The organism is Methylobacterium sp. Leaf111 (genome assembly GCF_001423285.1).
In the GTDB taxonomy this organism is placed as follows: domain Bacteria; phylum Pseudomonadota; class Alphaproteobacteria; order Rhizobiales; family Beijerinckiaceae; genus Methylobacterium.
The window spans coordinates 94,276-119,494 of record NZ_LMNE01000073.1 but is presented as its reverse complement, the minus strand read 5'-3'; the positions used below and the strand labels follow the sequence as shown (position 1 = coordinate 119,494).

At 68.2% G+C, this 25,219-nt stretch carries 27 protein-coding genes and 1 pseudogene; 19 read left to right on the top strand and 9 right to left on the bottom strand.

All coding sequences use genetic code 11. From position 1 onward, the window contains the following. The first annotated feature begins 57 nt into the window (after nt 1-57). From ASF41_RS22035 to ASF41_RS22030, 3 genes are read left to right on the top strand one after another with little or no spacing between them, the layout of a single operon-like run. The gene (locus ASF41_RS22035) at nt 58-894 is read left to right on the top strand and encodes a Uma2 family endonuclease (protein ID WP_056497103.1); all 837 of its coding nucleotides are present in this window, start codon (nt 58-60) and stop codon (nt 892-894) included. A gap of 17 nt (nt 895-911) precedes the next feature. Further along, the gene (locus tag ASF41_RS26505) at nt 912-1,046 is read left to right on the top strand and encodes a hypothetical protein (protein ID WP_280138168.1); all 135 of its coding nucleotides are present in this window, start codon (nt 912-914) and stop codon (nt 1,044-1,046) included. Nucleotides 1,047-1,062: 16 nt separating this feature from the next. Next, nucleotides 1,063-1,539 carry a DUF411 domain-containing protein gene (locus ASF41_RS22030; protein ID WP_056497099.1) on the top strand — a complete coding sequence of 159 codons (477 nt, stop codon included), beginning with the start codon at nt 1,063-1,065 and terminating at the stop codon, nt 1,537-1,539. Between the two features lie 488 nt (nt 1,540-2,027). On the opposite strand, the gene ASF41_RS22025 is transcribed toward ASF41_RS22030, so the two are convergent. Then, complete coding sequence (locus ASF41_RS22025; protein WP_156653440.1) at nt 2,028-2,357, bottom strand: hypothetical protein; 330 nt, start codon at nt 2,355-2,357, stop codon at nt 2,028-2,030. 98 nt (nt 2,358-2,455) lie between these two features. Further along, nucleotides 2,456-3,289 carry a hypothetical protein gene (locus tag ASF41_RS22020; RefSeq protein WP_156653439.1) on the bottom strand — a complete coding sequence of 278 codons (834 nt, stop codon included), beginning with the start codon at nt 3,287-3,289 and terminating at the stop codon, nt 2,456-2,458. A 208-nt stretch (nt 3,290-3,497) separates the two neighbouring features. Between ASF41_RS22020 and ASF41_RS22015 the strand changes: the two genes are divergently transcribed. From ASF41_RS22015 to ASF41_RS21975, 9 genes are all read left to right on the top strand, one after another. Continuing rightward, nucleotides 3,498-3,941, top strand: a complete 444-nt coding sequence (locus ASF41_RS22015; RefSeq protein ID WP_056497089.1) for a hypothetical protein — start codon at nt 3,498-3,500, stop codon at nt 3,939-3,941. Between the two features lie 75 nt (nt 3,942-4,016). Continuing rightward, nucleotides 4,017-4,232, top strand: a complete 216-nt coding sequence (locus tag ASF41_RS22010; protein WP_056497087.1) for a heavy-metal-associated domain-containing protein — start codon at nt 4,017-4,019, stop codon at nt 4,230-4,232. A gap of 94 nt (nt 4,233-4,326) precedes the next feature. Next, nucleotides 4,327-4,800 carry a hypothetical protein gene (locus tag ASF41_RS22005; protein WP_056497083.1) on the top strand — a complete coding sequence of 158 codons (474 nt, stop codon included), beginning with the start codon at nt 4,327-4,329 and terminating at the stop codon, nt 4,798-4,800. An 87-nt stretch (nt 4,801-4,887) separates the two neighbouring features. Beyond that, nucleotides 4,888-6,609, top strand: a complete 1,722-nt coding sequence (locus ASF41_RS22000; protein WP_056497080.1) for an efflux RND transporter periplasmic adaptor subunit — start codon at nt 4,888-4,890, stop codon at nt 6,607-6,609. 12 nt (nt 6,610-6,621) lie between these two features. Beyond that, nucleotides 6,622-9,768, top strand: coding sequence for an efflux RND transporter permease subunit (locus tag ASF41_RS21995; RefSeq protein WP_056497077.1), 3,147 nt, complete (start codon nt 6,622-6,624; stop codon nt 9,766-9,768). A 30-nt stretch (nt 9,769-9,798) separates the two neighbouring features. Then, nucleotides 9,799-10,164 carry a hypothetical protein gene (locus tag ASF41_RS21990; protein WP_056497074.1) on the top strand — a complete coding sequence of 122 codons (366 nt, stop codon included), beginning with the start codon at nt 9,799-9,801 and terminating at the stop codon, nt 10,162-10,164. A gap of 160 nt (nt 10,165-10,324) precedes the next feature. After that, the gene (locus ASF41_RS21985) at nt 10,325-10,726 is read left to right on the top strand and encodes a DUF305 domain-containing protein (RefSeq protein ID WP_056497071.1); all 402 of its coding nucleotides are present in this window, start codon (nt 10,325-10,327) and stop codon (nt 10,724-10,726) included. A gap of 165 nt (nt 10,727-10,891) precedes the next feature. Further along, nucleotides 10,892-11,224 (top strand): four-helix bundle copper-binding protein, encoded by a 333-nt coding sequence (locus ASF41_RS21980; RefSeq protein ID WP_056497061.1) that lies wholly within the window; start codon nt 10,892-10,894, stop codon nt 11,222-11,224. A gap of 59 nt (nt 11,225-11,283) precedes the next feature. After that, nucleotides 11,284-11,466: a hypothetical protein gene (locus tag ASF41_RS21975; protein ID WP_056497059.1), complete on the top strand. Its 183-nt coding sequence runs from the start codon at nt 11,284-11,286 to the stop codon at nt 11,464-11,466. A gap of 35 nt (nt 11,467-11,501) precedes the next feature. On the opposite strand, the gene cueR is transcribed toward ASF41_RS21975, so the two are convergent. Beyond that, nucleotides 11,502-11,975 (bottom strand): Cu(I)-responsive transcriptional regulator, encoded by a 474-nt coding sequence (cueR, locus tag ASF41_RS21970; protein WP_056497056.1) that lies wholly within the window; start codon nt 11,973-11,975, stop codon nt 11,502-11,504. A gap of 136 nt (nt 11,976-12,111) precedes the next feature. Here cueR and ASF41_RS21965 point away from each other — a divergent pair, with 136 nt between their 5' ends. The 4 genes and pseudogenes from ASF41_RS21965 (at nt 12,112) to ASF41_RS25830 (ending at nt 15,185) form a co-directional block, all read left to right on the top strand. Further along, on the top strand, nt 12,112-12,861 hold the full coding sequence (locus ASF41_RS21965) for a glutaredoxin (RefSeq protein WP_056497053.1): 750 nt from the start codon (nt 12,112-12,114) through the stop codon (nt 12,859-12,861). 5 nt (nt 12,862-12,866) lie between these two features. Then, the gene (locus ASF41_RS21960) at nt 12,867-13,610 is read left to right on the top strand and encodes a DUF4396 domain-containing protein (protein ID WP_056497051.1); all 744 of its coding nucleotides are present in this window, start codon (nt 12,867-12,869) and stop codon (nt 13,608-13,610) included. Between the two features lie 136 nt (nt 13,611-13,746). Continuing rightward, a pseudogene (locus ASF41_RS21955) lies at nt 13,747-14,520 on the top strand (cobalamin-binding protein); the annotation flags it as partial. 332 nt (nt 14,521-14,852) lie between these two features. Further along, nucleotides 14,853-15,185 (top strand): hypothetical protein, encoded by a 333-nt coding sequence (locus ASF41_RS25830; RefSeq protein WP_210167001.1) that lies wholly within the window; start codon nt 14,853-14,855, stop codon nt 15,183-15,185. A 67-nt stretch (nt 15,186-15,252) separates the two neighbouring features. Here the strand turns inward: ASF41_RS25830 and ASF41_RS21945 are convergent, their stop codons facing one another. After that, nucleotides 15,253-15,516: a hypothetical protein gene (locus ASF41_RS21945; protein WP_056497041.1), complete on the bottom strand. Its 264-nt coding sequence runs from the start codon at nt 15,514-15,516 to the stop codon at nt 15,253-15,255. Nucleotides 15,517-15,806: 290 nt separating this feature from the next. Here ASF41_RS21945 and ASF41_RS21940 point away from each other — a divergent pair, with 290 nt between their 5' ends. Both ASF41_RS21940 and ASF41_RS21935 read left to right on the top strand, forming a co-directional pair. Beyond that, the gene (locus tag ASF41_RS21940) at nt 15,807-16,145 is read left to right on the top strand and encodes a type II toxin-antitoxin system RelE/ParE family toxin (RefSeq protein WP_056497039.1); all 339 of its coding nucleotides are present in this window, start codon (nt 15,807-15,809) and stop codon (nt 16,143-16,145) included. An 18-nt stretch (nt 16,146-16,163) separates the two neighbouring features. Beyond that, a complete protein-coding gene (locus tag ASF41_RS21935) occupies nt 16,164-17,258 on the top strand; it encodes a HigA family addiction module antitoxin (RefSeq protein WP_056497036.1) in 1,095 nt (364 codons plus the stop codon). 60 nt (nt 17,259-17,318) lie between these two features. On the opposite strand, the gene ASF41_RS21930 is transcribed toward ASF41_RS21935, so the two are convergent. The 4 genes from ASF41_RS21930 to ASF41_RS21915 form a co-directional block, all read right to left on the bottom strand. Next, entirely contained in the window at nt 17,319-18,365 is a 1,047-nt protein-coding gene (locus ASF41_RS21930; RefSeq protein WP_407067312.1) for a L,D-transpeptidase family protein, read from the bottom strand. 112 nt (nt 18,366-18,477) lie between these two features. Continuing rightward, a complete protein-coding gene (locus ASF41_RS21925) occupies nt 18,478-18,879 on the bottom strand; it encodes a signal peptidase II (RefSeq protein ID WP_244479752.1) in 402 nt (133 codons plus the stop codon). A gap of 111 nt (nt 18,880-18,990) precedes the next feature. Further along, nucleotides 18,991-21,156: a heavy metal translocating P-type ATPase gene (locus tag ASF41_RS21920; protein WP_056497033.1), complete on the bottom strand. Its 2,166-nt coding sequence runs from the start codon at nt 21,154-21,156 to the stop codon at nt 18,991-18,993. A 36-nt stretch (nt 21,157-21,192) separates the two neighbouring features. After that, nucleotides 21,193-21,477 (bottom strand): hypothetical protein, encoded by a 285-nt coding sequence (locus tag ASF41_RS21915; RefSeq protein ID WP_056497030.1) that lies wholly within the window; start codon nt 21,475-21,477, stop codon nt 21,193-21,195. A 155-nt stretch (nt 21,478-21,632) separates the two neighbouring features. Here ASF41_RS21915 and ASF41_RS21910 point away from each other — a divergent pair, with 155 nt between their 5' ends. Beyond that, a complete protein-coding gene (locus tag ASF41_RS21910; protein ID WP_056497350.1) occupies nt 21,633-21,893 on the top strand; it encodes a hypothetical protein in 261 nt (86 codons plus the stop codon). 68 nt (nt 21,894-21,961) lie between these two features. On the opposite strand, the gene ASF41_RS21905 is transcribed toward ASF41_RS21910, so the two are convergent. Continuing rightward, entirely contained in the window at nt 21,962-25,216 is a 3,255-nt protein-coding gene (locus ASF41_RS21905) for an efflux RND transporter permease subunit (RefSeq protein WP_056497027.1), read from the bottom strand. Nucleotides 25,217-25,219: the final 3 nt, after the last annotated feature.

The following is a 25,219-nucleotide window of genomic DNA, read 5'->3' as shown; positions in this document are numbered from 1 at the left end:
CTTTCGGATTGCCACCCTCGGAGGTATGGTGAGGGAGTGACTTCTCGGGGCCTGATCATGCCCGTTGCGCCGCGAGACGATTTCATCGGATCGGATGAGTACGCGCGCCTCTGCGAGGCGGCGGAGGAAGGCGAGCGGCTGGAGGACATCGACGGACAGGTCATCCGGATGATGGTCGGGGGCTCCACCGCCCACCATGCCCTGACCCGGCGCCTCGACAACCTCATCGCCGACCGCCTCGCTCCCGGCGGCCCGCGCGCATCGTTCCGGGAAACCATGCGTCTCCAGGCTGGAACGGCGCGTTTCTACCCGGATGTCTTCGTCGCCTGCGGGGACACCGTCGAACCGGACCCGGAGACCAAGAGCGTCCATTCGGGGACCGTCATCCTGGAGGTGCTATCCCCTTCGACCGAGCGGTACGACCGCGGCAGGAAATGGCTCAAGTACCAGGCCCTGCCCGACCTTAGGCACTTCGTGCTCGTCGCGCAGGACCAGCGCCGGGTCGAGGCCTTCCACCGGCAGGGATCCGGATGGCACTACGAGCTTCTCAAAGGACCGGACGCCGTCCTCCGGCTTGACGCCATCGGGGTCGCGTTGAGGCTCGACGAGTTCTACTCGGCCATCCCGATGCTCACCACGGAGGATGGCAACCTGGCGGCCCAAGCCACGTTCGCCCCTGCGCAGGTGTCGGGCATAGCCGAGATGAAGGGTCTTCCAAGCTCGCCCGACATCGACGCCGTGATTGCGGAGCTGGACGCCGACGAGTGCGAGACGGCCATAGCCGCCATCGTCGGCTTGGTGGGCACACCGTCGATGGAGGAATGGAAGTCCGTACTGCCGGAGCGTCTGCAGGACCGGCTTGATGCGGTCTTGAGCGTCGACGGCTACGATTGACCCGTTTGATCTGCGGCATGGTCTCGTCCACCATCCTGACCCTGGTCGTGATCGCGGCGGTCTACCGGCTCGTGAAGGGATGGGGCTTGCCCGGAGCCGAGATGCCGACCGAATCCGTCGAACATGCCAAATCGCCCCTGGCGGCAGAGTGAGACCCGGAGACCGACCATGAACCAGACGATGAAGCCGACGCGCCGCGCCTTGGTCCTGGGTCTGGCAGGAACGGCCGCCTTCGGGCGCCACGCATTAGCGCACGGTCTGCCGACGGTAGCGGTGACCAAGGACCCGACCTGCGGCTGCTGCGAGAAGTGGGTCGCCCACCTCCGCGAAAGCGGGTTCACGGTGACGGTGACCGAGGGGCCCGTGAACCCGCTCAAGGTCCGCCTTGGCGTGCCGCGGGACCTCGCCTCCTGCCACACCGCCCAGGTCGGCGGCTACGTCGTGGAGGGGCACGTCCCGGCCGGAGCGATCAAGCGCCTCCTGGCGGAGAGGCCCGAGGGCACGGGACTGGCCGTCCCCGGCATGCCCGTCGGCTCCCCAGGCATGGAGGTCGAGGGCATGGAGCCCGACACCTACCACATCGTCCTTTTCGGGCCGTCCGGACGAAGCGTCTTCGCGCGCTACCGAGGAGGCGCAGCGACCTGAAATCCAAGACGCCTAGGGGCCGCGATAGCCACCGGGTTCAGTTTTCCGATCCACGGGCGTGGCTTCCCCGGCAGCGAAACGCGGCGGGGTAGATCGCCGGCGAGCGCCGTCCGTCTGAAAGCGGTCAGCTTCCGCCACACGCGGATCTCGGGGATGGTGTGGCCGCATCCAAAGCATCACATGGACCTGCTGTCGAAGCGGCAGACCCCCGTGCTCATGGCAGCCGGGTCGGTGACCGGGACCTTCGTAGGTGGCCTTCCGCTCTGCGTGGTGTCGGAACCGCGTCCCGCGCCCGGCGCTGGCCAGCATCCTGCTCGTCTTGGCCTTTCAAGAGTGCGGCGGCGCGCACGATCCGCCTATCCGCGACACCGCTGACGGCGCAAGCCCCATCGGCGATGGCAGGAGCCCGGATCACACGTCGGCAAGGCGCGAAGCCGATGCGGCCGGTCCGGCCACGATGCATCCCATCGGGGTCCGCTATCGTTGACCTAGCCGATGGCCGGCTTCCTGCCCACCACGGGTCGCGGGGTGTCGCCGACCTTCGATTCATCCGCCCCATCGGGGGTCCTATGCCGGATCTCGCGCTGCTTCACGGTACCCTTGAGGGACGGGATGAGGCTTCCTGCGTAGATCCGGCGCCCCATTCCTTCCGCACGCATCCCGGGATCGACGGTCGGCGGACGAGCGTGATCCACCGGGATCCCGGGGCCGTCCAACGTCCGCGGACGCGATCCCCTGCCGATACGGGAAGGCACGTAGCCGAACCGGACTTTCAGGCGGGCATCGTCGTAACCGTCCTTGCGGAGGGTCTCGGCCAAGACGCGATCCTCGACGTTATCCGGGACGCGGCGGTCCGCCTCAAGCATGCCGAGGCTCTCGTGAAGGTCGGCCGAGATATCTATCGTCGCTCGCCCTCTCATCGCATCGCCTTTCGGATACGGTCCTCGAAGAGTGCCCAGCTGGGATCGTCGTCGAGGTCGAGCACACCATACCACTCGACGCCGCTTTCAGCCAGAAGGACGTAGCCCGCACTGACCACCGCCTCGGGTTCGCCGGGTTGCGCGATCCTGGTGCTGACGACGGGGGTCCCCATCCGAACGATGTCGCGAATGCGCTCCGGGTTCCGACTGTCGAGGGCTTCCTCCGCGTATCGGACATCGTCGGGCGGGAGCCTGTCCTCGATCAGTCGCAGCATGGCCTTGATATGAGGCTTGAGGGTTTCCCATTCCTCGGGCGTGGGTACGAAACCGAAGAGCGGCCAGACGAAGGGGCCGTCCTCAAGCTGCGCTTTCAGCGAGATCAGGCGGATCTCGAACCTCATGGCCAGGTCGAAGGTGTTCGACAGCAGTTGGGCCGCGTAGCCCTGGCGCCGGTAATCCTTCTCCGTGCCCGCCAAGTCGATGTTGAGGCGCGCCGGCCTTTCGTCCAGGAAAAGGGTGTGCCCGGACATCGAGGCGAACGTCAGCCCGTCCATGCCGATCAGGCCGACGCGGAAGGATCCCTCGACCGGATCGACACCATAGATCTCCGCATGGGCAAAGTGCGGCAGACGGCCGGACAGCACGTCGATGAGTTCGGCAGGATAGAGCTTCGTCCGCTCATGGACCGTGTCGACCCACCAGGTCGCTTGTTCCAGGCCCAACTCCTCGTCGACGACCCACTTCGTTCCATCGTACCGCGTGAATCTCGTGGTTTCATCGGAACGGAATTCGTCCGGGAACCCGGGGACTAGGGTCGGCCATCGGGACATCCTGCTACTTTCGCCCTCGTTTCGGCGCGACCCCGTCGATGCCGCGATCCTGCTAGCAGGATCGCGGACGGCCTGCGATCGATGTTTGCGGAGAGGTCTTCGGTAGGCCGAGGCGTTCGCCGGTTCCAAGGTTCCGATGCGCGTAACGGGGTACGGGCAGGTCCGGGTGAGGAGGATCGCCGACCTGTCACGAAGGTCGGGAAAATCGGTGGCTTCCTCGACGGGCCAGGCCAACGACATGCGGGCGGCAGTGGTGCACGTGGTTGCCGCCGCCGCGGTCTCGGTGCCGGTGATCGGCGGACTCCTGCCGGCCCGCTTCCTGGGGTGGACCTGGATGGACCCCTTGGCCGCCATCGTCGGTTCAATCGTGATCGCGAGCTGGACCTACACCCTGGTGCGGGACACCGGTTGGGTGCTCCTCGACGTGCAGCCCGATCCGAGCCTCGCGGGCAGGGTCAGGGACATCATCCAGGCACGGGGCGACCGGATCGCCGACCTGCATCTCCGGCGCCTCGGCCCCGGTCACCTCGGCGCCATCGTCTCCGTCGTGACGGCGCAAGGCCGGGGGCCGGACCACTACCGACGCCTGTTGGACGGTGTCGGCACCCTCTCGCCCCTGACGGCCGAGGTCCGGGACGAGGTGCATCCGTAATCGGCCAAGGGTCCCTTGACCTTCCCACCATGGGAAGCACCATCTCGGTGTGGCGTCACCGATTGGAGAGCCGTCATGTTCGAGATCAAGGTCACCAGGATGAATTGCGGCGGCTGCGCCAAGTCCGTCACCCGCGCGATCCACGGCGTGGATGCCGGCGCCACGGTCTCGGTCGATCTCCCCACCGGCACGGTCGCCATCACGAGCCCCGCCGAGACCCCGGTCGGACGCTTCGTCGATGCGGTCCGGGCCGCCGGCTACGGCGCGGATACCCTGCCCCTCGCGGCCTGAACCGCGAACGGACTGCAACCGAAGGTCCGGTTCGGGGATTGCATTCGTCGAACCGGCCATTCCACGTGTCCTTGATTTGGTGTACCCGAGTCTCATGAACCTCGACCGGCAACTAGCGCGCTTGATGGCGGCGATGATCGTGATGATCATCGCCTACGTCTCGCCGTCGGCCGTCCAGGCTCACGAGGGCCATGCCCACCATGGTCACCACCAGGCCGCCATGGTCGAGGTCGCGCCTGCGGCGCCGGTCGCCGGGACCACGACGGTGACGGTGGTGGTGACGGAGGTCGCTTCGGCCATTGTGCCGGCCGCCAGCCGCGAGACCGTCGCGGGATCTGCCGCGGTCGGTTCGATCCGCTCGGATGAAGCGGACGGGGGATGCTGCCCCGGGCCGTGCAAGGGCAAGTGCTGCGGGACGATGTCCTGCTGCGTGCCCGGCATCCTGGGTGGTACCGTGTCCCTGCCGACGCTCGCCTTCGGGCATGTCGTCCTTGGCGCGCATGACGTCGACGGCCGTACCGGCGTCGGCCCCGAGGCCCTGCCCAGGCCCCCACGAACCCTCGCGTAACGAACGGCGCGCCCGAGGCGCGCAACGGTCGGATTCCGTCTGGTTTTCAGGCGCGCGTCCGGTGTTCGAACGTGAGGATGCCCTTCCATGTCGTCTCGATTTGCCGCCGCCCTCGGCGCGGTGGTGCTGGCTACCGCCGTGCTGGCGGGTCCCGCCCATGCCCATGACGGACATGACCACGGCGCCGCCCCGCCGCCCGTGTCCAAGTCCATCGCGCCACGCGGCGAGTCCGCCTCGGACGCGTTCGAACTGACCGCCATCCCGCAGGACGGCACGGTCACGTTCTACCTTGACCGCTTCCGGACGAACGAACCCATCCGGGGGGGCGTCGTCGAGGTCGAGACGCCGGAGGGCCAGAGGACGGCCAAGGAGACCGAGGAGGCGGCCTACGTCCTACCGGCGCCCTGGATGGCCAAGGCCGGCTCGCACGACCTGCTGGTCACCGTGACGGTCGGCGACATGGTCGATGTCCTGACCGTCTCCGTGACCGTACCGGATACGAAGGCACCTGCCGCCGCGGCGTCCTCCGCGGCCCCTACGGCGATGGCGCGGGCGTCCGATGCCGTCGCCGACCTGAAGGGCCGCCTCGTCGCCAGGGACCCCGTCCTGATGCTGGTCGCCGGCGGGGCCTTCCTGATCGGGATGCTCGTCACGGTCGCCATGCGCGGCCGCCGCAGCCTCCCGGCCGTCGCCGTGGTGGCCGTCGTCGTTACGCTGGTGCTCGGCGGCGGAGCCTTCGCCCACGGCGACGAGGATCATGGCGCGCCCGTCCAGGGAACGGCGCTGCTCGATCCCGCCCAGCCTTCGTCGGACCTCGCCCAGAGGCTGCCGGACGGCTCGGTGTTCGTGCCGAAGCCCACCCAGCGCCTGCTCGTCCTGCGCACGACGATGACCGAGAAGGCCACGTTCCACCGGACGGTCGAGTTGCCGGGCCGCGTCATCCCGGACCCCAACGCCAGCGGCGTCGTGCAATCCTCGGTCGGCGGGCGCCTGTCGCCGCCGCCCTCGGGCCTGTTCCCGAGGCTCGGGACGAAGGTCGATAAGGGGGACGTCCTGGCCACCGTGACCCCGCCGGTCCAGGCGGTCGACGTCTCGGACATGCGCCAGCGCCAGGGTGAGCTCGACCAGCAGATCGATGTCGTGCAGCGGCGGGTGGAGCGTTTCCGCAAGCTCGCCACCACCGGCGCGGTCGCCCAGACCCAGCTCGACGACGCCCAATCGGAACTGAAGGGCCTGCAGGACCGCCGCACGGCCCTCGACAAGGTTCGCCAGCAGCCGGAGTCCCTGGTCGCGCCGGTCGACGGGGTGATCGCCCAGGCCTCCGCCGTGGCCGGCCAGATGGCGACGGCCGGCGGGATGGTCTTCCAGATCGTCGATCCGACCCGCCTTTGGGTCGAGGCCCTGAGCTTCGATGCCCTGACGCCGGCCGGGAACGCGACCGCGCGCTTCGCCGACGGAAGAACCCTGTCCCTCGTCTACCAGGGCGCCGGCCTCGCCGACCGTAACCAGGCCATCCCGGTCCAGTTCGCGGTGAAAGGCGACACCTCCGGCCTGCGGGTCGGGCAGTTCCTCACCGTGCTTGCCGGCACCGACGCCGAGCAGTCCGGCCTCGCCCTCCCGCGCGCCGCCGTGGTCCGGTCCGGCAACGGACAGGCCATCGTCTACGAGCACGTCGCCGCCGAGCGCTTCGAGGCCCGCCAGGTCCGGGTCGAGCCCTTGGACGGAACCAACGTGCTCGTCGCCGAGGGGGTGGGCGCGGGCAAGCGCATCGTCACCGAGGGCGCCGAGCTCCTCGATCAGGTCCGGTGAGGGGGCACGGCCATGTTCAACGTCCTCGTCACGCAGTCCCTGCGCAACCGGCTCCTCGTCCTCGCGGTGGCCGCCGTCCTGATCCTGTACGGGGCCTTCACCGCCACCAAGCTGCCGGTGGACGTGTTTCCCGACCTCAACAAGCCGACGGTCACCATCATGACCGAGGCCGAGGGGCTCGCCCCGCCCGAGGTCGAGCAGCTCGTCACCTACCCCATCGAGACCCGGATGAACGGGTTGCCGAGCGTGAGCCGGGTGCGCTCGGTCTCCGGCGTCGGCCTGTCCATCGTCTACGTCGAGTTCGACTGGGGCACCGAAATCTACCGGAACCGGCAGCAGATCGCCGAGCGCCTGACCCTGGTCCGTGACCAGCTACCCCCCAACGTCACCCCGCAGATGGGCCCGATCTCGTCGATCATGGGGCAGATCCTGCTGGTGGCGGTCACGAGCGACACCGCCTCGCCGATGGAGACCCGCGAGGCCGCCGACTTCATCCTGCGGCCGCGCCTCCTCACCATCCCGGGTGTCGCCCAGGTCATCCCCATCGGCGGCGAGGTGCGCCAGTTCCGGGTCAGCCCGAACGTGGCGGCGATGCGCGCGCTCGGCGTCACCAACGCCCAGATGGAAGGGTCGCTGGCCCAGTTCGGCACCAACGCCGGCGGCGGGTTCACCGACCAGTATTCCCGCGAGTACCTCATCCGGAACATCGGCCGGACCATGAGCCTCGACGACCTGCGCGGCGTCGTGGTCGCCAACGTCGGCGATGCCCCGGTCTACCTCCGCCAGGTCGCGGACGTCTCCTTCGCCCCGAAGGTCAAGCGCGGCGACGGCGGCTTCATGGGCAAGCCCGGGGTCATCGTCTCCGTCGAGAAGCAGCCCGACGTCGACACCGTAAAACTCACCCGGGAGATCGAGGTCGCCCTGAAGGAGGTCACCGCGACCCTGCCGAACGGGATCAAGGCCGACCAGGTCCTCTTTCGCCAGGCGAACTTCATCGAGACCTCCATCGCCAACGTCGAGCGGGTCCTCCTGGAGGCCATCGTGGTGGTGGCCATCGTGCTGTTCGCGTTCCTCCTGAACGTTCGCACCACGGTGATCTCGCTGACCGCCATCCCGGTCTCGATCCTCGCGACCGCGGTGGCCTTTCACCTCGCCGGGCTGTCGATCAACACGATGACGCTCGGCGGCCTCGCCATCGCCATCGGGGAGCTCGTCGACGACGCCGTGGTCGACGTCGAGAACATCTTTCGCAGACTCGGAGAGAACCGAGCCGCCGGTTCGCCGCGCTCGACCTTCGACGTCGTGGTCTCGGCCTCGTCCGAGGTGCGCTCGGGCATCGTCTACGCGACGATGATCATCGTCCTCGTCTTCGTCCCGCTGTTCGCCCTTTCGGGCATCGAGGGACGCCTCTTCGCCCCCCTGGGGCAGGCCTACATCATCTCAATCCTGGCGAGCCTTCTGGTGTCGGTGACCGTGACGCCGGTGCTGGCCTACTACCTCTTGCCCGGCCTCAAGAACCTCTCCGAGCACGACAGCGCCCTCTTGCGTTGGCTCAAGCGCGGCAACGCCCGGTTGCTCGGCGTCGCCTTCCGGCACCAGCGCGTGCTGGTCGCAACCGTCGCCATCGCCGTGGTCGCGGCCGGCATCGCCGCCTGGAACCTGCCACGGGCCTTCCTGCCGCCGTTCAACGAGGGCTCGTTCACGGTCAACACCACCTTCAACCCCGGCATCTCGCTGTCCGAGAGCAACCGGGTCGGCCTCATCGCCGAACGCCTGCTGCTGCAGATCCCCGAGGTCGCCTCGGTCGGTCGCCGCACCGGGCGGGCCGAGCTCGACGAGCACGCCGAGGGCGTCCACTCCTCCGAGATCGAGGTGGAGCTCAAGGGAGCCGGCCGGGGCAAGGACGCGGTCGTCGCAGACATCCGACAGCGCCTCTCGGCGCTGCCGCTGTCGGTAAACGTCGGCCAGCCGATCTCGCACCGCCTCGACCACATGCTGTCGGGCGTCCGGGCCGAACTCGCCTTGAAGATATTCGGCGAGGACCTCGACGCGCTGCGGAGCGTGGCCAACGACCTGCGGGATCGGATGGCCAGGATCCCCGGGCTCGCGGACCTCCAGGTCGAGAAGCAAGTCCGAATCCCGCAGTTGGAAATCCGGGTCGACTACACCCGGGCCGCCCTCTACGGCGTCCAGCCCGCGGCGGTGGTCGAGCAGCTCAGCCGCCTCTCCAATGGTCGCGTCGTCTCGACCGTGGCGGACGGCTACAAGCGCTTCGATGTCGTCCTGCGCCTACCCGAGCGTCAGCGCACCACGCAGGGCCTGAAGGACCTGCTGATCGAGACGCCCTCGGGATGGGTGCCGGCCCGCCAGGTCGCCGACATCCGCGAGACCGACGGACCGAACCAGATCCTGCGGGAGAACAGTCGGCGGCGGCTGGTGGTACAAGCCAACACCGACGGCCAGGGCGACATGGCCACCATCGTGGCGGCCATCCGCAAGGAGGTGGCGGACGCCAAGTTGCCGCCGGGGTTCTTCGCCAGCCTGGAGGGGACGTTCCAGGCGCAGGAGGAGGCGAGCCGGACCATCGCGGCCCTGTCCGGTCTCTCCCTCGCCCTCGTGTTCGCCATCCTCTACAGCCGTTACCGCTCGGCCGTGCTGGCGCTCATCATCATGGGCAACGTCCCGCTGGCCCTGATCGGCAGCGTGCTCGCGCTTTGGCTGGTAGGGCAGCCGCTCTCGGTCGCGTCGATGATCGGGTTCATCACCCTGACCGGCATCAGCGCCCGCAACGGCATCCTGAAGATCAGCCACTACCTGAACCTGTCGCTGCACGAGGGCATGCCGTTCGGGCGCGACCTCGTGGTGCGGGGCAGCCTGGAGCGACTGACCCCGGTGCTGATGACGGCCCTGTCGGCCGGCGTCGCCCTTGTGCCGCTGCTCTACGACGCCGCGAACCCGGGCAAGGAGATCCTCCACCCGGTCGCGGTGACCATCTTCGGCGGCCTGATCAGCGCGACCTTGCTCGACACCGTCCTGACCCCGGTCCTGTTCCTGCGCTTCGGCCGGGCCCCGCTGGAGCGACTGCGCGCCGCGCAAGGCGAAGCCACCGATACCCCCAGTCCGGACGGCGCCAAGCCGCGTCCGGTCGAGGCGTTCTGAACCATCCCATCCTGAAAAAGGAGAAACCCGATGATTCCCTGGAGAATGGCCCTCGCGGCCGGTGCGCTGGTCGCCATGCCGGCCTGTGCGCACGAGGTGTCCGGCCAACACGGTGGCCGGGTGACGGACGCGGGCAAGTATCACGTCGAGCTCGTCGCCAAGGGCGAGGCCGTCGACGTGTTCGTCTCCGACGGCAGCCAGAAGCCGGTCCCGACCGCTGGCTTCAAGGGCACCGCCATCCTCGTGGTCGGCGGCAAGCCCACACGCGTGCCGCTCGAACCCGTCGAGGGCAACCGCCTCTCCGGCAAGGCGTCCGTGGCGCTCGGCGAGAGCCCCAAGGGCGCCGTCCAGCTCACCGCCCCGGACGGCGCGACCGCAAGCGGCAAGTTCAATTGAGCCATCGCTCCCCGGGCCACGGTCGCGACCGGAGAGAGCCGGAGATCCCGAAAGGGATGCGGGGAGGATCGGCCGAAAGCCAGTCCCCCCGCGTGAACCACCGGTCGCGAAGCCGATGCTTCCCGACCCATCCACCCCGACGAACCAAGGAGTTCACCCCATGAAGAACGTCAGCAAGATTGCCCTCGTCACCGCCCTCGGCCTCGGACTGGCTGGCCCGGCCCTCGCCCAGGCCACGCACGATCACGGTTCCATGTCCGACAAGGAGATGGGCTCTATGTCCTCCATGAAGCCCGACCCGAAGGACAACGCCTCGACCAAGGACTTCAAGGCCGCCGACATGGCCATGATGAAGGATATGGACGTGGCCTACACCGGCAACCCGGACGTCGACTTCCGCACCCACATGATCCCCCACCACAAGGGTGCTGTGGCGATGGCCAAGGTCGCCCTGAAGCATGCCAAGGACCCGGCGACCAAGGAGATGGCTCAAAAGATCATCGACGACCAGGAAAAGGAGGTTGGCGAGATGGAGGCTTGGCTGAAGAAGCATGACAAGTGATTGCATGCAAAAAATAGCGATCAATTATCGTTGAGTTCCATTCCAGCGGAATAATTGAACCTTATAAAAGTCATTCGGTTATAACTATAACAGGATCAACGCATTCTTTGATGATCGGTCTTGTTGGAAAACTGAGCCTATTCGTCAATTTACGGAGTGAATATCATGCACAACATGTCGAGCGAGATGCAGTCGTGCATCGACGAGTGCCTGCGCTGTTACCAGACCTGCCTCGGGATGGCATCGAACCACTGCCTGCCGGCCGGCGGCAAGCACGTGGAGCCGGAGCATTTCCGCCTGATGCTGGCCTGTGCGGAGATGTGTCGGACCTCCGCCCACCTCATGCTGCTCAGTACCCCCGAGCACAAGCACACCTGCCGGGCCTGTGCCGAGGTCTGCGAGGCCTGCGCGAGGAGCTGCGAGCAGGTGGGCGACATGCAGGACTGCGTCGAGCAGTGCCGCCGCTGTGCCGAGAGCTGCCGCAAGATGGCGGCTTGAGCCCCGGGGATGGCCTCCGGGGTCGTCCCTGTCGTTTCCGAACCACCCAGGAGAAAACGATGAAGCAGATGATATTGGCCGCGGCCGCGATGCTCGCCCTCTCGCTGACCCCGGCCATGGCGGCCGGGTGCTGCGGCAAGGGCGCGAAGGGCATGTGCGCCAAGCCGATGGCCTCGATGTCGATGAAAAGCGGGAAGAAGGGCTGCTGTTGCGAGGGCATGGGGAAGAAGATGTCGATGTAAGGTGATTGCGCCGGACGCTCGGGCGGGTCGCCCCCTCAGCGTCCGGCTTTCGCCTTCCTGCGCGGCTCGGGAGGCACGGGGGGGGCGCTGCCGTCCGTCGTATGGCAAGCCGGGACCTTCGCCCCGGTCTCCAGGCTGGCGATGATAGGGCAGTCAGGACGCCCGTCCCCTTCGCAGGCGTCGGCCAAGGACCGCAGGGCGTCGGCCATCTCGTTCAGTTGGCGGGCCCGCTGTTCGAGCTCCTTCACGTGGGCCCTCGCGATGGCCTTCACCTCGGCGTTGCTGCGGCCAGGGTCGCTCCAGAGCCCGAGCAGCACCCGGATGCGGTCCAGCGAGAAGCCCAGGTCCCGGGCGTGCCGGATGAAGCCGAGCCGGTGCAGGTCGGCGTTTCCGTAATCGCGATAGCCGCTCTCGCGCCGGTCCGCCGGGGGCACGAGCCCGATGCCCTCGTAGTGCCGGATCATCTTGGCCGAGACCCCTGAGGCCCGGCTCGCCTCGCCGATGTTCATCGTGATGGCTCCTCGTTGACCTTCCTATGATGGGAAGGTGCAGAAAGGTCCGCAAGCCCAATCGGCCGCGACCGGCCCGTCGTTTTCAGACTGACGAACGGACGGCATCCCGGCCCGACAACCCACGGAGTTTCCGATGCAAGCCACCGCGTCCCGCAAGGCGGTCCTGTACCGCATGATGATGCCGCAGCACACGTGCCCGTACGGCCTCAAGGCGAAGGACCTCCTCGAACGCCGGGGCTTCCAGGTGGAAGACCACTGGCTCACCACCCGCGAGGAGACCGACCGCTTCAAGGCCGAGCACGGGGTCAAGTCGACGCCCCAGACCTTCATCAACGGCGAGCGCGTCGGGGGTTTCGACGACCTCAGGCGGCATTTCGGCCAGGCCGCCAACGACCCGAACGCGACGACCTACACGCCGGTGGTGGCGGTGTTCTCGATGACGGCGCTGATGGCGCTCGCGGCGAGCTACGCCGTGTACGGCACCCCGCTCACGATGCGCGCGGCCGAGTGGTTCATCGCCTTCAGCATGTGCGTGCTGGCGCTCCTCAAGCTCCAGGACGTCGAGACCTTTTCCTCGATGTTCCTCGGGTACGACCTGCTGGCCAAGCGCTGGGTGCGCTACGCCTACGCCTACCCGTTCCTGGAGGGCATCGCCGGCGTCCTGATGGTGGCCGGCGCCCTGAACTGGCTGTCGATCCCCGTGGCCCTGTTCATCGGCACAATCGGCGCCGTCTCGGTGTTCAAGGCGGTCTACGTCGACAAGCGCGAGATCAAGTGCGCCTGCGTCGGCGGATCGAGCAAGGTGCCCCTCGGCTTCGTCTCGCTGACCGAGAACGTGATGATGGTCGCCATGGCCGTCTGGATGCTGGCGATGGGGCATTGAGCGGCATGGCCACGACGTTCCCCTCCTGGCTCCACGCGCTCTCGATCCTGGCCCTGCTGCTCGGGGCCGCCTGCTCGTTGCTGCTGTCGGTGCAAGTCATTCGGCATCCGCAGCACATGACCGTGATGAACGTGGTCTGGCCGGTCAGCGCCCTGTTCGGCACGGTGTTCGTGGTCTGGGCCTACTTCCGCTATGGCCGCCTCGCGACCATGGAGGCGCATCACCGCGCGATGGAGCGGGACGAGAAGCCTCCGAACATGACGCAGACGCCCTTCCGGGTGATGGTGAGCAAGGGCGCGCTCCACTGCGGGAGCGGCTGTATGCTGGGCGACGTCGCCGCCGAGTGGATCGCCTTCCTGGTGCCGGCGGTGGCGGTCTGGTTCGGCTGGCACTCGCTCTTCGAGGAGAAGATGTACGCGGTCTGGGCGCTGGACTTCGTCTTCGCCTTCGGGCTCGGGATCGTGTTCCAGTATTACGCCATCGTCCCGATGCGTGGCCTCTCCCCGGGCCAGGGCATCGTCGCCGCGCTCAAGGCCGACACCCTGTCGCTGATCGCCTGGCAGGTCGGCATGTACGGCTTCATGGCCTTCGCCCAGTTCAACCTGTTCCCGCAGCTTGCCGGAGAGCGCGCACCGGTGAACTCGGCCGAGTTCTGGTTCGCCATGCAGGTAGCCATGGTGGCGGGGTTCCTGACCAGCTACCCGGTGAACTGGTGGCTGGTCTCCACCGGGATCAAGGAGCGGATGTGACGGACTTTCGTGCACTTGACCGCCCTCCGGCATGTGACGCATCCCCACGGGCCTGCCACCACAAGGGCTAGGTGGGAACGCAGCCCTTCCGTCGGGACGCCGCTTCCGAAACCCGCCCAAGAGGACATGCAGGGTCATGCGCCGCTTCCCGCCCGAACGCATCGTCTGCCTGACGGAGGAGACCGTCGAGACCCTGTACCTCCTCGGCGAGGAGGACCGCATCGTCGGAGTTTCCGGCTATGCCGTCCGACCGCCCCAGGTCCGCCGTGAGAAGCCGCGGGTCTCCGCCTTCACCAGCGCTGACATCCCGAGGATCCTTGCCCTCGCTCCGGACCTGGTGCTGACCTTTTCGGACCTTCAGGCCGGAATCGTCGCCGACCTCGTCCGGGCCGGTGTCGCCGTGCACGCCTTCAACCACCGTGACGTCGCCGGCATCCTCGCCATGATCCGCACGGTCGGGGCCCTGGTCGACGCCCGCGACAAGGCGGAGGCGCTCGTACGGAGCTACGAGGACAGGCTGGAGCGCGTGGCGGCGCAGGCCCGGGATCGGGCGCGGCTGCGGGTGTACTTCGAGGAATGGGACGAGCCCCTGATCTCCGGCATCGGTTGGGTCTCCGAGCTCGTGGCCATCGCGGGCGGGGACGACGTCTTTCCGGAGCTCGCCCGGAAAGCGGCCGCCAAGGACCGCATCGTGACGCCGGAGGCGGTGCTAGCCGCCGCGCCCGAGGTCATCCTGGCGTCCTGGTGCGGGAAGAGGGTCGTGCCCTCCCGCATCGCCGCGCGGCCGGGCTGGTCCGCCATTCCCGCCGTCGCGCAGGACCGCATCGTCGAGATCAAGTCGCCCTTGATCCTGCAGCCCGGACCGGCAGCCCTTACGGACGGCCTCGACGCGATACTGCAGGCCCTCGGACATCCGCTTCCGAAGGCCGACCTCTCCGAGCAGGGGACCGGCTCCGCTCTCGCAGCCCTGCCGACCTTGCGCCTGACGGACCAACACCGCACCCAGCTTCTCAAGGTTCCGGACGACGGGTGGATCGAGGCGGCGCGCCTCGACGCGCACTCGCTGGAGGTCCTCGTCCGGCGCGGCTGGATACGGCGCGTGCATGCCGATCCGCTCGGACGCCCGCGCCATGACGGGTACCGGCGAACCAAGGCGGCCTGGGTTGCCCTTGGCGGTTTGGCGGCGTCGACCCGAGCGACCGTGGCCGTCAGGCTCGGCGAGCCATCCTAGAAGTGATGGTGATGCCGCCGATGGTGATGGTGGTGCCCCCAGCCATGGTGGTGGTGAGGGCGGAAATGGTGATGGTGCCCCCAGCCGTGATGATGGCCCCGGCCGTAGTGGCCACCGCCATGGTGATGGTGGTGCCGTCGATGGTGATGATGGTGGTACTGGGCCTGCCGCAGGAGGCCGGGACCATCCTGCATCGCAATCGCCCCGCCAGGTGTCACGGGCGCGGCGGAAGCGTTCGTGCCGAAGGTGAGGACCGCCAGAATCGACAGGGCGATCAAGGAAAAGGTGCGCGTCATGGGCTTTCCTCCTCAATGAGGAACGAACGCCCGGCGGTGTCCCCTTAATCCCGTCCAGACCCTGGAACCCGGGGCAGTCTGCTACGAGGAGGGGCCCCGAAGGGCCCCTGGACGATCACATGCGGTGGTGGCGATGGCCGTGGCCGTGGCGCATCATGTGGCCGCGGTGATGGTGATGATGGCGCATGCCGTGCCCGCGATGGTGGTGATGGCGCATGCCATGGCCGCGGTGGCCGTGGCTGTCGTGCATGCGGACGTCGACGATGCTGGTCTGGGCATCGACGGCGCCGACCATGCCGGGGGCGGCCGAAGCGGGGGCGGCGATGCCGATTGCGCCGAGCGTGGCCAGGGCGGCGACGGCGAACAGGGACTTCCTCATGGGAGCTTCCTCGTTGGTTGTTGGTGGCTCATCCTCGCCCGGGCCGATCCTGGGACCGGTACGAATCGTACGGCAGCGAGGAGGAACGGCTCCGCTCCAAAGAGGGTTCCGAGGCTGCGCAGTCTCCCGATCCCCATGGCTAAGGAAGGCTTGTTCCACTAACCGCCAAATCAAGGGTGTTCATCCTCAAGGCGGCCCGGGTTCGGAAGGAGTCGCCATGCGCATGCGACCGTGTTACCTATTGGGTAACGGAGTGCGGAGCATTACCTTGCAGGTAACGGATTGGTGCGATGCAGATCCGTTTCCGGTCTAAGCGCCTGAGGAAGGCGCTATCGGACCCGAAGGAGATGGCGAAGGCCTACGGGGACAGGGCGAAACCGATACGGAGGCGGTTGGACGTTTTGGGGCAGGCGGCCTGCCTCTCGGACGTCCCGACGGAGCCACCCGACCGCCGGCATCAACTCGGCGGTAACCGGGACGGCCAACTCTCGGTCACGATCAAGGACAACTGGCGTATCGTCTTCGTGCCCGACCACGACCCGTTGCCCTGCCTGCCTGACGGCGGGCTCGACACGGGTCAGGTCACGGCGGTCGAGATCATCGAAATCGTCGACTACCATGGCAACTGAACGGCGGAGACCAAGGGGATGACGACGCAGGAAGCCTGGACGCCGCAATGGGCGACCCATCCCGGCGAACACCTCGAAGAGTACATCCAGGAGCGCGGCTGGTCCCAGGCCGAGTTCGCCCGCATCGCCGACATGACGCCCAAGCTCGTCAGCACGATCATCAACGGCTCCAACCCGGTCACGCCCGAGACCGCACTTAAGCTGGAGCATGTGCTCGGTCTCAAGGCCTACATCTGGACCGGCCTCCAGGCGAACTGGGACCTGTTCCAGGCCCGGCAGCGGGAGCAGGAGGCAGCCGTCCGTGAGGCCGAGTGGCTCAAGGGGTTCCCCATTCGGGAACTGAAAGCCTGCGGTCGCCTCCCCCAGACTAACGACCTTGGCAGGATCATGGATGGGCTGCTGGGCCTCCTCGGGATCGGGGGGCCGCATGCCTACGAGGCGAAGCTGGGTTCCCTGGCCGTGCACCACCGCAAGGCGAGGACCGGCACCACCTCGCCCCACCACATGCTGTGCTGGCTGATGCTGGGCGAGGAGAAGGTGCGCCGGCTTAGCCTGCCTGCCTACGATCCAGGGCGGTTCAAGCAGGGATGTGCAGAGATCCGTTCGCTGACCGTGGAAAGGCCTGAGACCTTCGAGCCGCGCATGCTCGAAATCTGCCATGCGTCCGGCGTCGCCCTGGTGTTCCAGAAGCCCCTGAGCAAGACTTGCGTCTTCGGGTCGGCGCGATGGCTGAACGACGAGCGTCCCATGATCCAGATGTCGCTGCGCATGAAGAGCAACGACCATTTCTGGTGGACCTTCTTCCACGAGGCGGCGCACATCAGCCTGCATCGGGGAATGAATTTCGTCGACGATAAGAACGGCGAGAACAACGACGTCGAGGCCGAGGCGGATGCCTGGGCCGAGGAGATGCTGGTCGGGCGCGAGCGGATCGATGCCTTCGCCACCACGTGCCCACGGACGAAACAGGAGGTCGTGGCCTTCGCCGACGAGGTCGGGCTTCATCCGGGCATCGTGGTCGGCATGCTGCAACACCGCCGCGTCGTCGCCTTCAGCCACCTGAACGACCTGAAGGCACGTTTGGGATGGGCGGACGAGGTCGCCGCCGCCTGAGTGCACGGCGCTTCGATCAAGCTGCCCCGGTCATGGGGTCGCCGATGGCTGACAGGCGCATTATTTCGGCCCGTCCCCCGCCGCGGCGAAGGTCTCAAGTAGGCGCCGACGCTCAGCCACGGTTACGCTAGTCCCCGACGGCTTGGGCGCTGCCGTGCTCCGTACTGGCTCCCGCCTTCCGACGAGCGCGACCGGCCCCTGCGCTGGCATAGCCACCTCTCGCGGGCCTGATGCCAGGGCTTCGGGTCGGCTTACCTCGCCCAGCCCGTCGCCGGCCGCCATCATGGTCTCGCGGAACGCCCGGTGCTGACCGCCGTCCTCGTAGACCAGCCGGACGGCCGGCGTTCCGCTTGCTACGAGGGCGGCGACCTGCCGCTCGTCGTCCGCCCGCTTCCGGGCGACCGCATCGGCGGTCGAGGCGTCGGCGCCCGCATCGAACGCGTAGCGCCCGCCCACCACGTCGACGACCGGTTCCGTGCCCGCCACCTCGAACCGGTCAGCCCCTTCCTTGATGTTTTTCCAGAAGGCCATGTTCGGGTCTTGCCGGTGTCGGGCCAGGTTCTCCGGGGTCATGCGAAACGGATAGGATTGGAACTGGACGGCACGCTGCCCTCCGGCGAACGCCTCGCGGACCACGGCATAGAGCTCCGAGATCGCCTCGTCCGTCATCGCGAAGCAGCCCTGGGACGAGCAGGAGCCGTGGACCATCAGATGCGTACCCGTGCGCCCGAGGGAGCGGTCGTACGCATTCGGGAACCCGAGGTCGAACGAGAGATAGAGGCTGGAATTCGGGTTCATGGACGCCGGCGTGATCGCGTAGAAACCCTCGGGGGCCTGTCGGTCACCCTCCCGGGTCTTTGGCCCGAGCTGACCCGACCACCGGCACATCGGATACGTCTTCAGCAGGGCGTACCTGCCGTCCGCGCCGCGCTTCCAGAGTTCGATCTCGGCCTCCTTCTTGTAGGCCCGCAGCAGGATCGGATCGCTGGGTGACACCCCTTCGGTCGCCATCAACGACAGGGTCTCGGGCGGGATCGGCGCGAGGTGACGCGTCGAGCCCGCGTACCGTCCGTCCTTGCACGCGGACAGCGCCAGCAGGAGCGCCAACCCAAGCGTGATCTTATTCAGCATGTCGGCCTCGCCGGTGTCGGTGTCCGAGCCTGGGCCCGTTAGGGGCATGACGGGTTGCCGTGTCCGCGGTTCGGCGGGATCGGGGCCATCATGGGGCCTGTTCCCCAGTAAGGGGATGCCGCCGGCCCTGTCTGATGCCGTCGATGAGCAGCAGGACGACGCCACCGGAGATCCAGGCATCCGCCAGGTTGAAGGTGAACCAGCGCATGCCGCCCGTGTGCAGGTCGAGGTAGTCGGTGACAGACCCGTCCATGAACCGGTCGATGAGATTGCCCGCGGCGCCGCGGGCCATCGCGGCGAGCCCGAGGCGTTCGAGCCCGCCTGCCGCTGCCACCGCCCAGACGGCGATGAAGCAGGTGAGCGTGCCCTGGATGCCGAGGAGAAGCGCCAGGGATGATGGGTCCCGTGCCGGGAACAGGCTGAAGCTGATGCCGTGGTTGAACGACAGGGTCAGGTCGACGAAGGGCAGTAGCCCCGGACGCCCCCTCATCCAGCCACGCCTCGGCGGTCGCCTTCGCAACCAGGTCGACGGCCGCGGCGGCCACCACGACCGCCCCTACCGTCGCGACCCGGCGGGCCCGTCCGTGCGGCCGGGACCCCATCATGCCCTCAGGAGGCGGAGCGCGTTGACCGTCACCAGGACGGTCGCGCCGGTATCCGCCAGGATGGCCGGCCACAGCCCGGTGATGCCCGCGAGCGTGGTCACGAGGAACACCGCCTTGAGACCGAGCGAGATGGCCACGTTCTGGTGGATGTTGCCGAGCGTCGCCCGGGAGAGCGCCACGAGGGCGGCGACGTCCGAAACCCGGTCGTTGAGGATGGCCGCGTCGGCCGTCTCCAGCGCCGCGTCGGTACCCCCGCCCATGGCGATGCCGACGCTGGCCGCGGCGAGGGCCGGGGCATCGTTGATGCCGTCGCCGACCATGGCCACCGGTCCGATCGCCTTCAACGCGCCGATCTCGGAAAGCTTGTCGGCGGGCAGGAGGTCGGCCCGGACCGACAGCCCAAGCCCCCGGGCGATGGCCTCACCGGTGCGGCGGTTGTCGCCCGTCAGCATCACGCATTCGACGCCGAGCCCGCGCAGGGCCGCGATGCCGGCGGCCGCGTCCGGTCGGGGCTCGTCCCGGACCGCGACGACACCGAGCGCCTCTTCGTCACGCACCACGACGACGGCGGTCTTGCCGGCCTCCTCCAGGGCCGCCACCGTCCGCTCGGCTTCGGCTCCGAGGGGCGCCAACGTCGCGGCGTGGCGCGGGGATGCCACCGTGACCGTGCGCCCGGCGATCGTGGCCTGGACGGCCTTCCCGGGCACCGCGCGGGCGTCGCGGACGGGCCGCAGCGGGATGCCGTCCGCCTCCGCGCGTTCGAGGACCGCGCGGGCGATGGGGTGGCTCGACCCCGCCTCGACCGCCGCCGCCAGCCCGAGCAGGGCGCGATCCGTCATGTCCGCGGCGAAGGGTAAAACGTCCGTGACGCGCGGACGTCCAACCGTCAGCGTGCCCGTCTTGTCGAAGGCGACCGTGCGCACCCGGCCCATGGTCTCCAGGGCCGCGCCGCCCTTCACCAGAAGGCCGCGTCGCGCACCGGTGGCCAGACCCGAGGCGATGGCGGCGGGGGTCGAGAGCACCAGGGCGCAGGGGCAGGCGATGAGGAGCAGTGCCAGCCCCCGGTAGATCCACGTGCCCCAGTCGGCCCCGAGCAGGAGCGGCGGACCCAGGGCCGCGAGGGTGGCGAAGGCGAAAGCAGCCGGGGTGTACACGGCGCTGAAGCGATCGATGAAGCGGGCGGTCGGTGACTTCGAGGCCTGCGCCTCCTCCACCATGTGCAGGATGCGGGCGACGGTGTTGTCGGACGGCATCCGCGTGACCCTGACCTGCAGGGCGCCGTCCGCGTTGACGCTGCCGGCGTAGACCGGGTCCCCGACCTCCTTCGCGCGAGGCACGGATTCCCCCGTGATGGGGGACTCGTCGAGGCTCGACGCCCCGTCCGTGACCTCGCCGTCGGCTGGCACGCGGTCCCCGGGGCGCACCAGCACGGTCTGCCCGATCCGCAGGGCTGCGGCCGGCACCTCGCTTAGGATGCCGTCCTCCCCGACCAGGCGGGCCGTCTTCGGCACCAGGCCGACAAGGGCCTTGATGCCGGCCCGCGACCGGCCCGCCGCGAAGCCTTCGAGCATCTCGCCAACGGTGAACAGCAGGACCACCACCGCCGCTTCCTCGGCGGCGTGGATGGCGAGCGCCCCGACGGTGGCGACCGACATCAGCATCTCGATGGAGAAGGGCGAGCCGTTGCGCGCCGCGGCGATGGCCCGACGTCCGTAGAAGGCAAGTCCGAAAAGCGCACCGGGCCAGTAGGCGTACTCGCCGGCGAGGCCCGGCCGGACCTGATCGACGAGGAAGCCAGCCGCGAACAGGGCGGCGATGGCCAGGGCCAGCAGCCCCTTGCGACTGCGCCAGGCCGAGGGCTCCGCCTCGTCCTCCTCGATGGCGGCAACCTCGGTGCCGGTGGCGTGCGCGCGTGCGAGGTCGGCGGCCGTGGGAAGGGCGGCGACACCGTAGCCGAGCCCGGCGATCCGCTCCTCCAGGGTACCCCGGGGCGTGGCGGCCTCGTCGAGCGTGAGGTCGAGGACCTGGGCCGTGTAGTTCACCCGCACGTCCCCGACGCCCGGAAGGCGTGTCACCGCCGTCTCGATCTTGGACGCGCAGCTCGGGCAATCCATGCCCTTCACGCGGTAGCGCAGCGCCGCGGCTGCGGGGATCCCACCCATGGTTCCTGTCCCTTGCGAGTTCCGTGGCGTCATCGGTCAGTGCCGATCCACTTCCGACGCCGGCGGCCGCGTCGTCGAGGCTCCGTCGACGAACGGCGAGCCATTCCGGATGTGGGGCGATCCCGCCGGCATCAGGTGGAAGTGGGTCTCCCCGCCGATGCGGCAGAGGCAGTAGAGCAGGTAGAGGCCGGCCGGGATCGCGACGAGGATCACCCCGAACGCACGGCCGGCCGAACGCCGGACATGCGGCCTGAGGTGGCGTCGGCGACGTACGCCGCCGCTACCCCAGTGGGGGAAGGTTCGAGCGAGCTTCTTGCTCATCGGCGCTTGCCGTCGCGGTGGATCGGGCCGTGCGAACGATCGCGCAGTATAAGTCCTCGGAAGGGCGCGAGACGGTCGCTGGGCTTCTTGTCCTGTCCCGAACAGGCGTTATCTTGCTCGAATGGCCGGTTCGGACGGTCGATGGGATCATAGCCGTGGCTTGGTACAAGAACGCAGAGAACGTGGTGCAGTGCGGGGGCACCGAGCCCGTGTGGACCACGGACTACAAGCCCGGCGCGACGGTCCCGAGATCCGGCATCTACCGGTGCCGGAACTGCGGAAAGGAGTCGACGTGCAACGCGGACGACCCGTTCCCGCCCCAGAACCACCACCAGCACCCCCAGGCGGGACCGGTTCTCTGGCGCCTGATCATCTGGACCAACACGTCCGGGGACGACCGTCACGGCACGGTGTAGCCCCGGGAGAGGAATGACGGGCCGGACGGGGTGGCCATCACCCGGCCCCGTCCCCACGCGGCGCCCCATCATTCCGCGGCCTGGGGAAGGGCGGGACGTTCGCCGGGATGCGCCGTACCGGCATCCTTCCTCGTGGCGACCGCACCGGCGAACCTGGCGTAGAGCGCCGGCAGGACGACGAGGGTCAGCAGGGTCGCCGAGATGAGGCCGCCGATGACGACGGTCGCCAGCGGACGCTGGATCTCGGCGCCGGTCTCGGTCGCGAGCGCCATCGGCACGAACCCGAGCGAAGCCACCAACGCCGTCATCGCCACCGGGCGGAGCCGGGTCATGGCGCCTTCCAGGATGGCCTCGCGGCGCGGGCGCCCCTCGGCGATGAGCTGCTTGATGAACGTCAGCATCACCAGGCCGTTCAGGACCGCCACACCGGACAGTGCGATGAACCCCACTGCCGCCGGCACCGAGAACGGCATCCCCCTCAGCCACAGGGCGGCGATGCCGCCGGTAAGCGCCAGGGGCACGGCGCTGAACACCAGGAGCGCATCCTTGGCCGAATTCAGGGCCGAGAACAGAAGCAGGAAGATCAGGAAGAAGCATACCGGCACCACCACCATCAGGCGCTGCCGGGCCGAGGCCAAATTCTCGAATTGGCCGCCCCAGGTCACGTAGTAGCCCGCCGGCAACTGGACCCCGGACGCGACCTTGGCCTGGGCTTCGGCCACCAGCGAGCCGATGTCGCGACCGCGCACGTTGGCGGTGACCACGACCCGGCGGCGCCCGTTCTCGCGCGAGATCTGGTTCGGGCCCTCGGTGACGGAGAAGCTCGCGACCTGCTTCAGCAGCACCGAGGAGGCCCTCCCGTTGACCCCCGGGGGCAGCGGCACCGGGATGTTCTCCAGGGCCTCGCGGTCCTCGCGCACCTTGTCGTTCAGGCGCACCACGATGGGGAAGCGGCGGTCGCCCTCGAACACCATGCCGGCCTCGCGGCCGCCGATGGCCGCCCCGATGACGTCCTGGATCGCGGACGTGCTCAGGCCGAGGCGCGCGGCCTCCGTCTTGTTGATCTTGATCTCCAGGAACGGCAGCCCGGCCGTCTGCTCGACCTTGACGTCGTCGGCGCCCTCGGTCCCGCGCAGGATCGCGGCGACCTGGTTGGCGGCCTTCAGCATCGGCTCGAACTCCTCGCCGAACACCTTCACGGCAAGGTCGCCACGGGTGCCGGCCAGCAGCTCGTTGAAGCGGAGCTGGATCGGCTGGGAGAACTCGTAGACGTTGCCGGCGAGCGTCCCGAGGGACTTCTCGATCTGTTCCTGCAGGTCGGCCTTCGACATGGCCGGGTCGGGCCATTCCACCTGCGGCTTCAGGATGACGAAGGTGTCGGACGAGCTCGGCGGCATCGGGTCGGAAGCGACCTCGGCGGTGCCGGTCTTCGAGAAGACGTAGGCGACCTGGGGGAATCGGCTGATGGCCTGCTCGACCTTCAGCTGCATCGCCTGGGACTGGGTCAGGGAGGTCGACGGGATCCGCTGTGCGTTCAGCGCGATGCTCTTCTCGTCGAGCTGCGGGATGAACTCCTGCCCCAGCTTGGTGAACAGGAACCCGGCGCCGACGAGCAGCACCAGGGCGACCGCGACGAAGGTCATCGGGATGCGCAGGGCGGCACCGAGGACCGGGCGGTATGCCGCCTTGATCCCGCGGATGATGAAATTGTCCTTCTCCGTTACCTTGCCGGTGATGACGATGGCGATCATCGCCGGCACGAAGGTTAGGGACAGGACGAATGCGGAGACGAGGGCGATGATGACGGTGAGCGCCATCGGCTCGAACATCTTGCCCTCGACCCCGGTGAAGGTGAGGAGCGGCACGTAGACGAGGATGATGATGGCCTGCCCGTAGAGGGACGGCTTGATCATCTCCTCGGCCGAGGCCCGCACGGTCGACAAGCGCTCCTCCAGGTCGAGTTTGCGCCCGAGCTCGGTCTGGCGCTCGGCGAGGTGGCGCAGGGCGTTCTCTGTGATGATCACGGCGCCGTCGACGATGAGGCCGAAATCAAGGGCGCCGAGGCTCATCAGGTTGGCGCTGATGCGGCCCTGGACCATGCCGGTCATGGTCATCAGCATCGCCACCGGGATGACCAGCGCGGTGACGATGGCCGCGCCGATGTTGCCGAGCAGCAGGAACAGGATGACGATGACGAGGGCGGCACCCTCGGCCAGGTTCTTCGCCACCGTCCTGATGGTGGCCTCGACCAGCACCGTGCGGTTGAGGACCGTCTGGACCTCGACGCCGGGCGGGAGCGTGCGCCGGAGCTCCGTCATCTTCGCGTCGACGGCGGCCGAGACCGTCCGGCTGTTCTCGCCGATCAGCATCAGGGCGGTGCCGATGACGACCTCGCGCCCGTCCTCGCTGCCCGACCCGGTGCGCAGGTCGCGTCCGATCCGGACCTCGGCGATGTCGGAGATGCGCACCGGCACACCGCCGCGCGTGGTCACGACCACGGAGCCGATGTCCTCCATCGTCTCCAGGCGGCCGGCGGCACGGACGACGTAGCCCTCGCCGTTGTCCTCAAGGTAGCGGGCGCCCTGGTTGGCGTTGTTGGCCTCCAACGCCCGGCCGATGTCGGCGAACGACAGGTCGAGGGAAGTCAACTTCATCGGGTCGGGCTGGACGTGGTACTGCTTGTCGAAGCCGCCGATGCTGTCGACGCCGGCGACCCCGGGGACGGTCTTCACCTGCGGGCGGATGATCCAATCCTGGACCGTGCGCAGGTAGGCCGTGCGCTCCAATTCCGTCGTGAGCCGCTGGGCCTCGGGGGTCAGGTAGCTCCCGTCACCCTGCCAGCCGGCCTTGCCGTCCGGGGAGACCTTGCGCTCCTCCGGCTTGGCGTAGTGGATCGACCACATGTAGATCTCGCCGAGGCCCGTGGAGATCGGCCCCATGTGCGGCTCGGCTCCCGGCGGGAGGGTCGACTTCGCCTCGCCGATGCGCTCCGCCACCTGCTGGCGGGCGAAGTAGATGTCGAGTTTTTCCGAGAAGACGGCCGTGACCTGGGAGAAGCCGTTGCGCGAGAGCGAGCGGGTGTATTCCAGGCCCTTGATCCCGGCGAGAGCGGTCTCCACCGGGTAGGTCACCTGCTTCTCGATATCGACCGGCGAGAGCGAAGGGGCCGTGGTGTTGATCTGCACCTGGTTGTTGGTGATGTCCGGCACGGCATCGATGGGCAGCTTCGTCAGCGAGAACACGCCGAAGCCCGCCGCCAGCAGTGACAGGAGCACCACGAGCCAGCGCTGATGGACCGAGAAGTCGAGGATCTTGGAGATCATGAT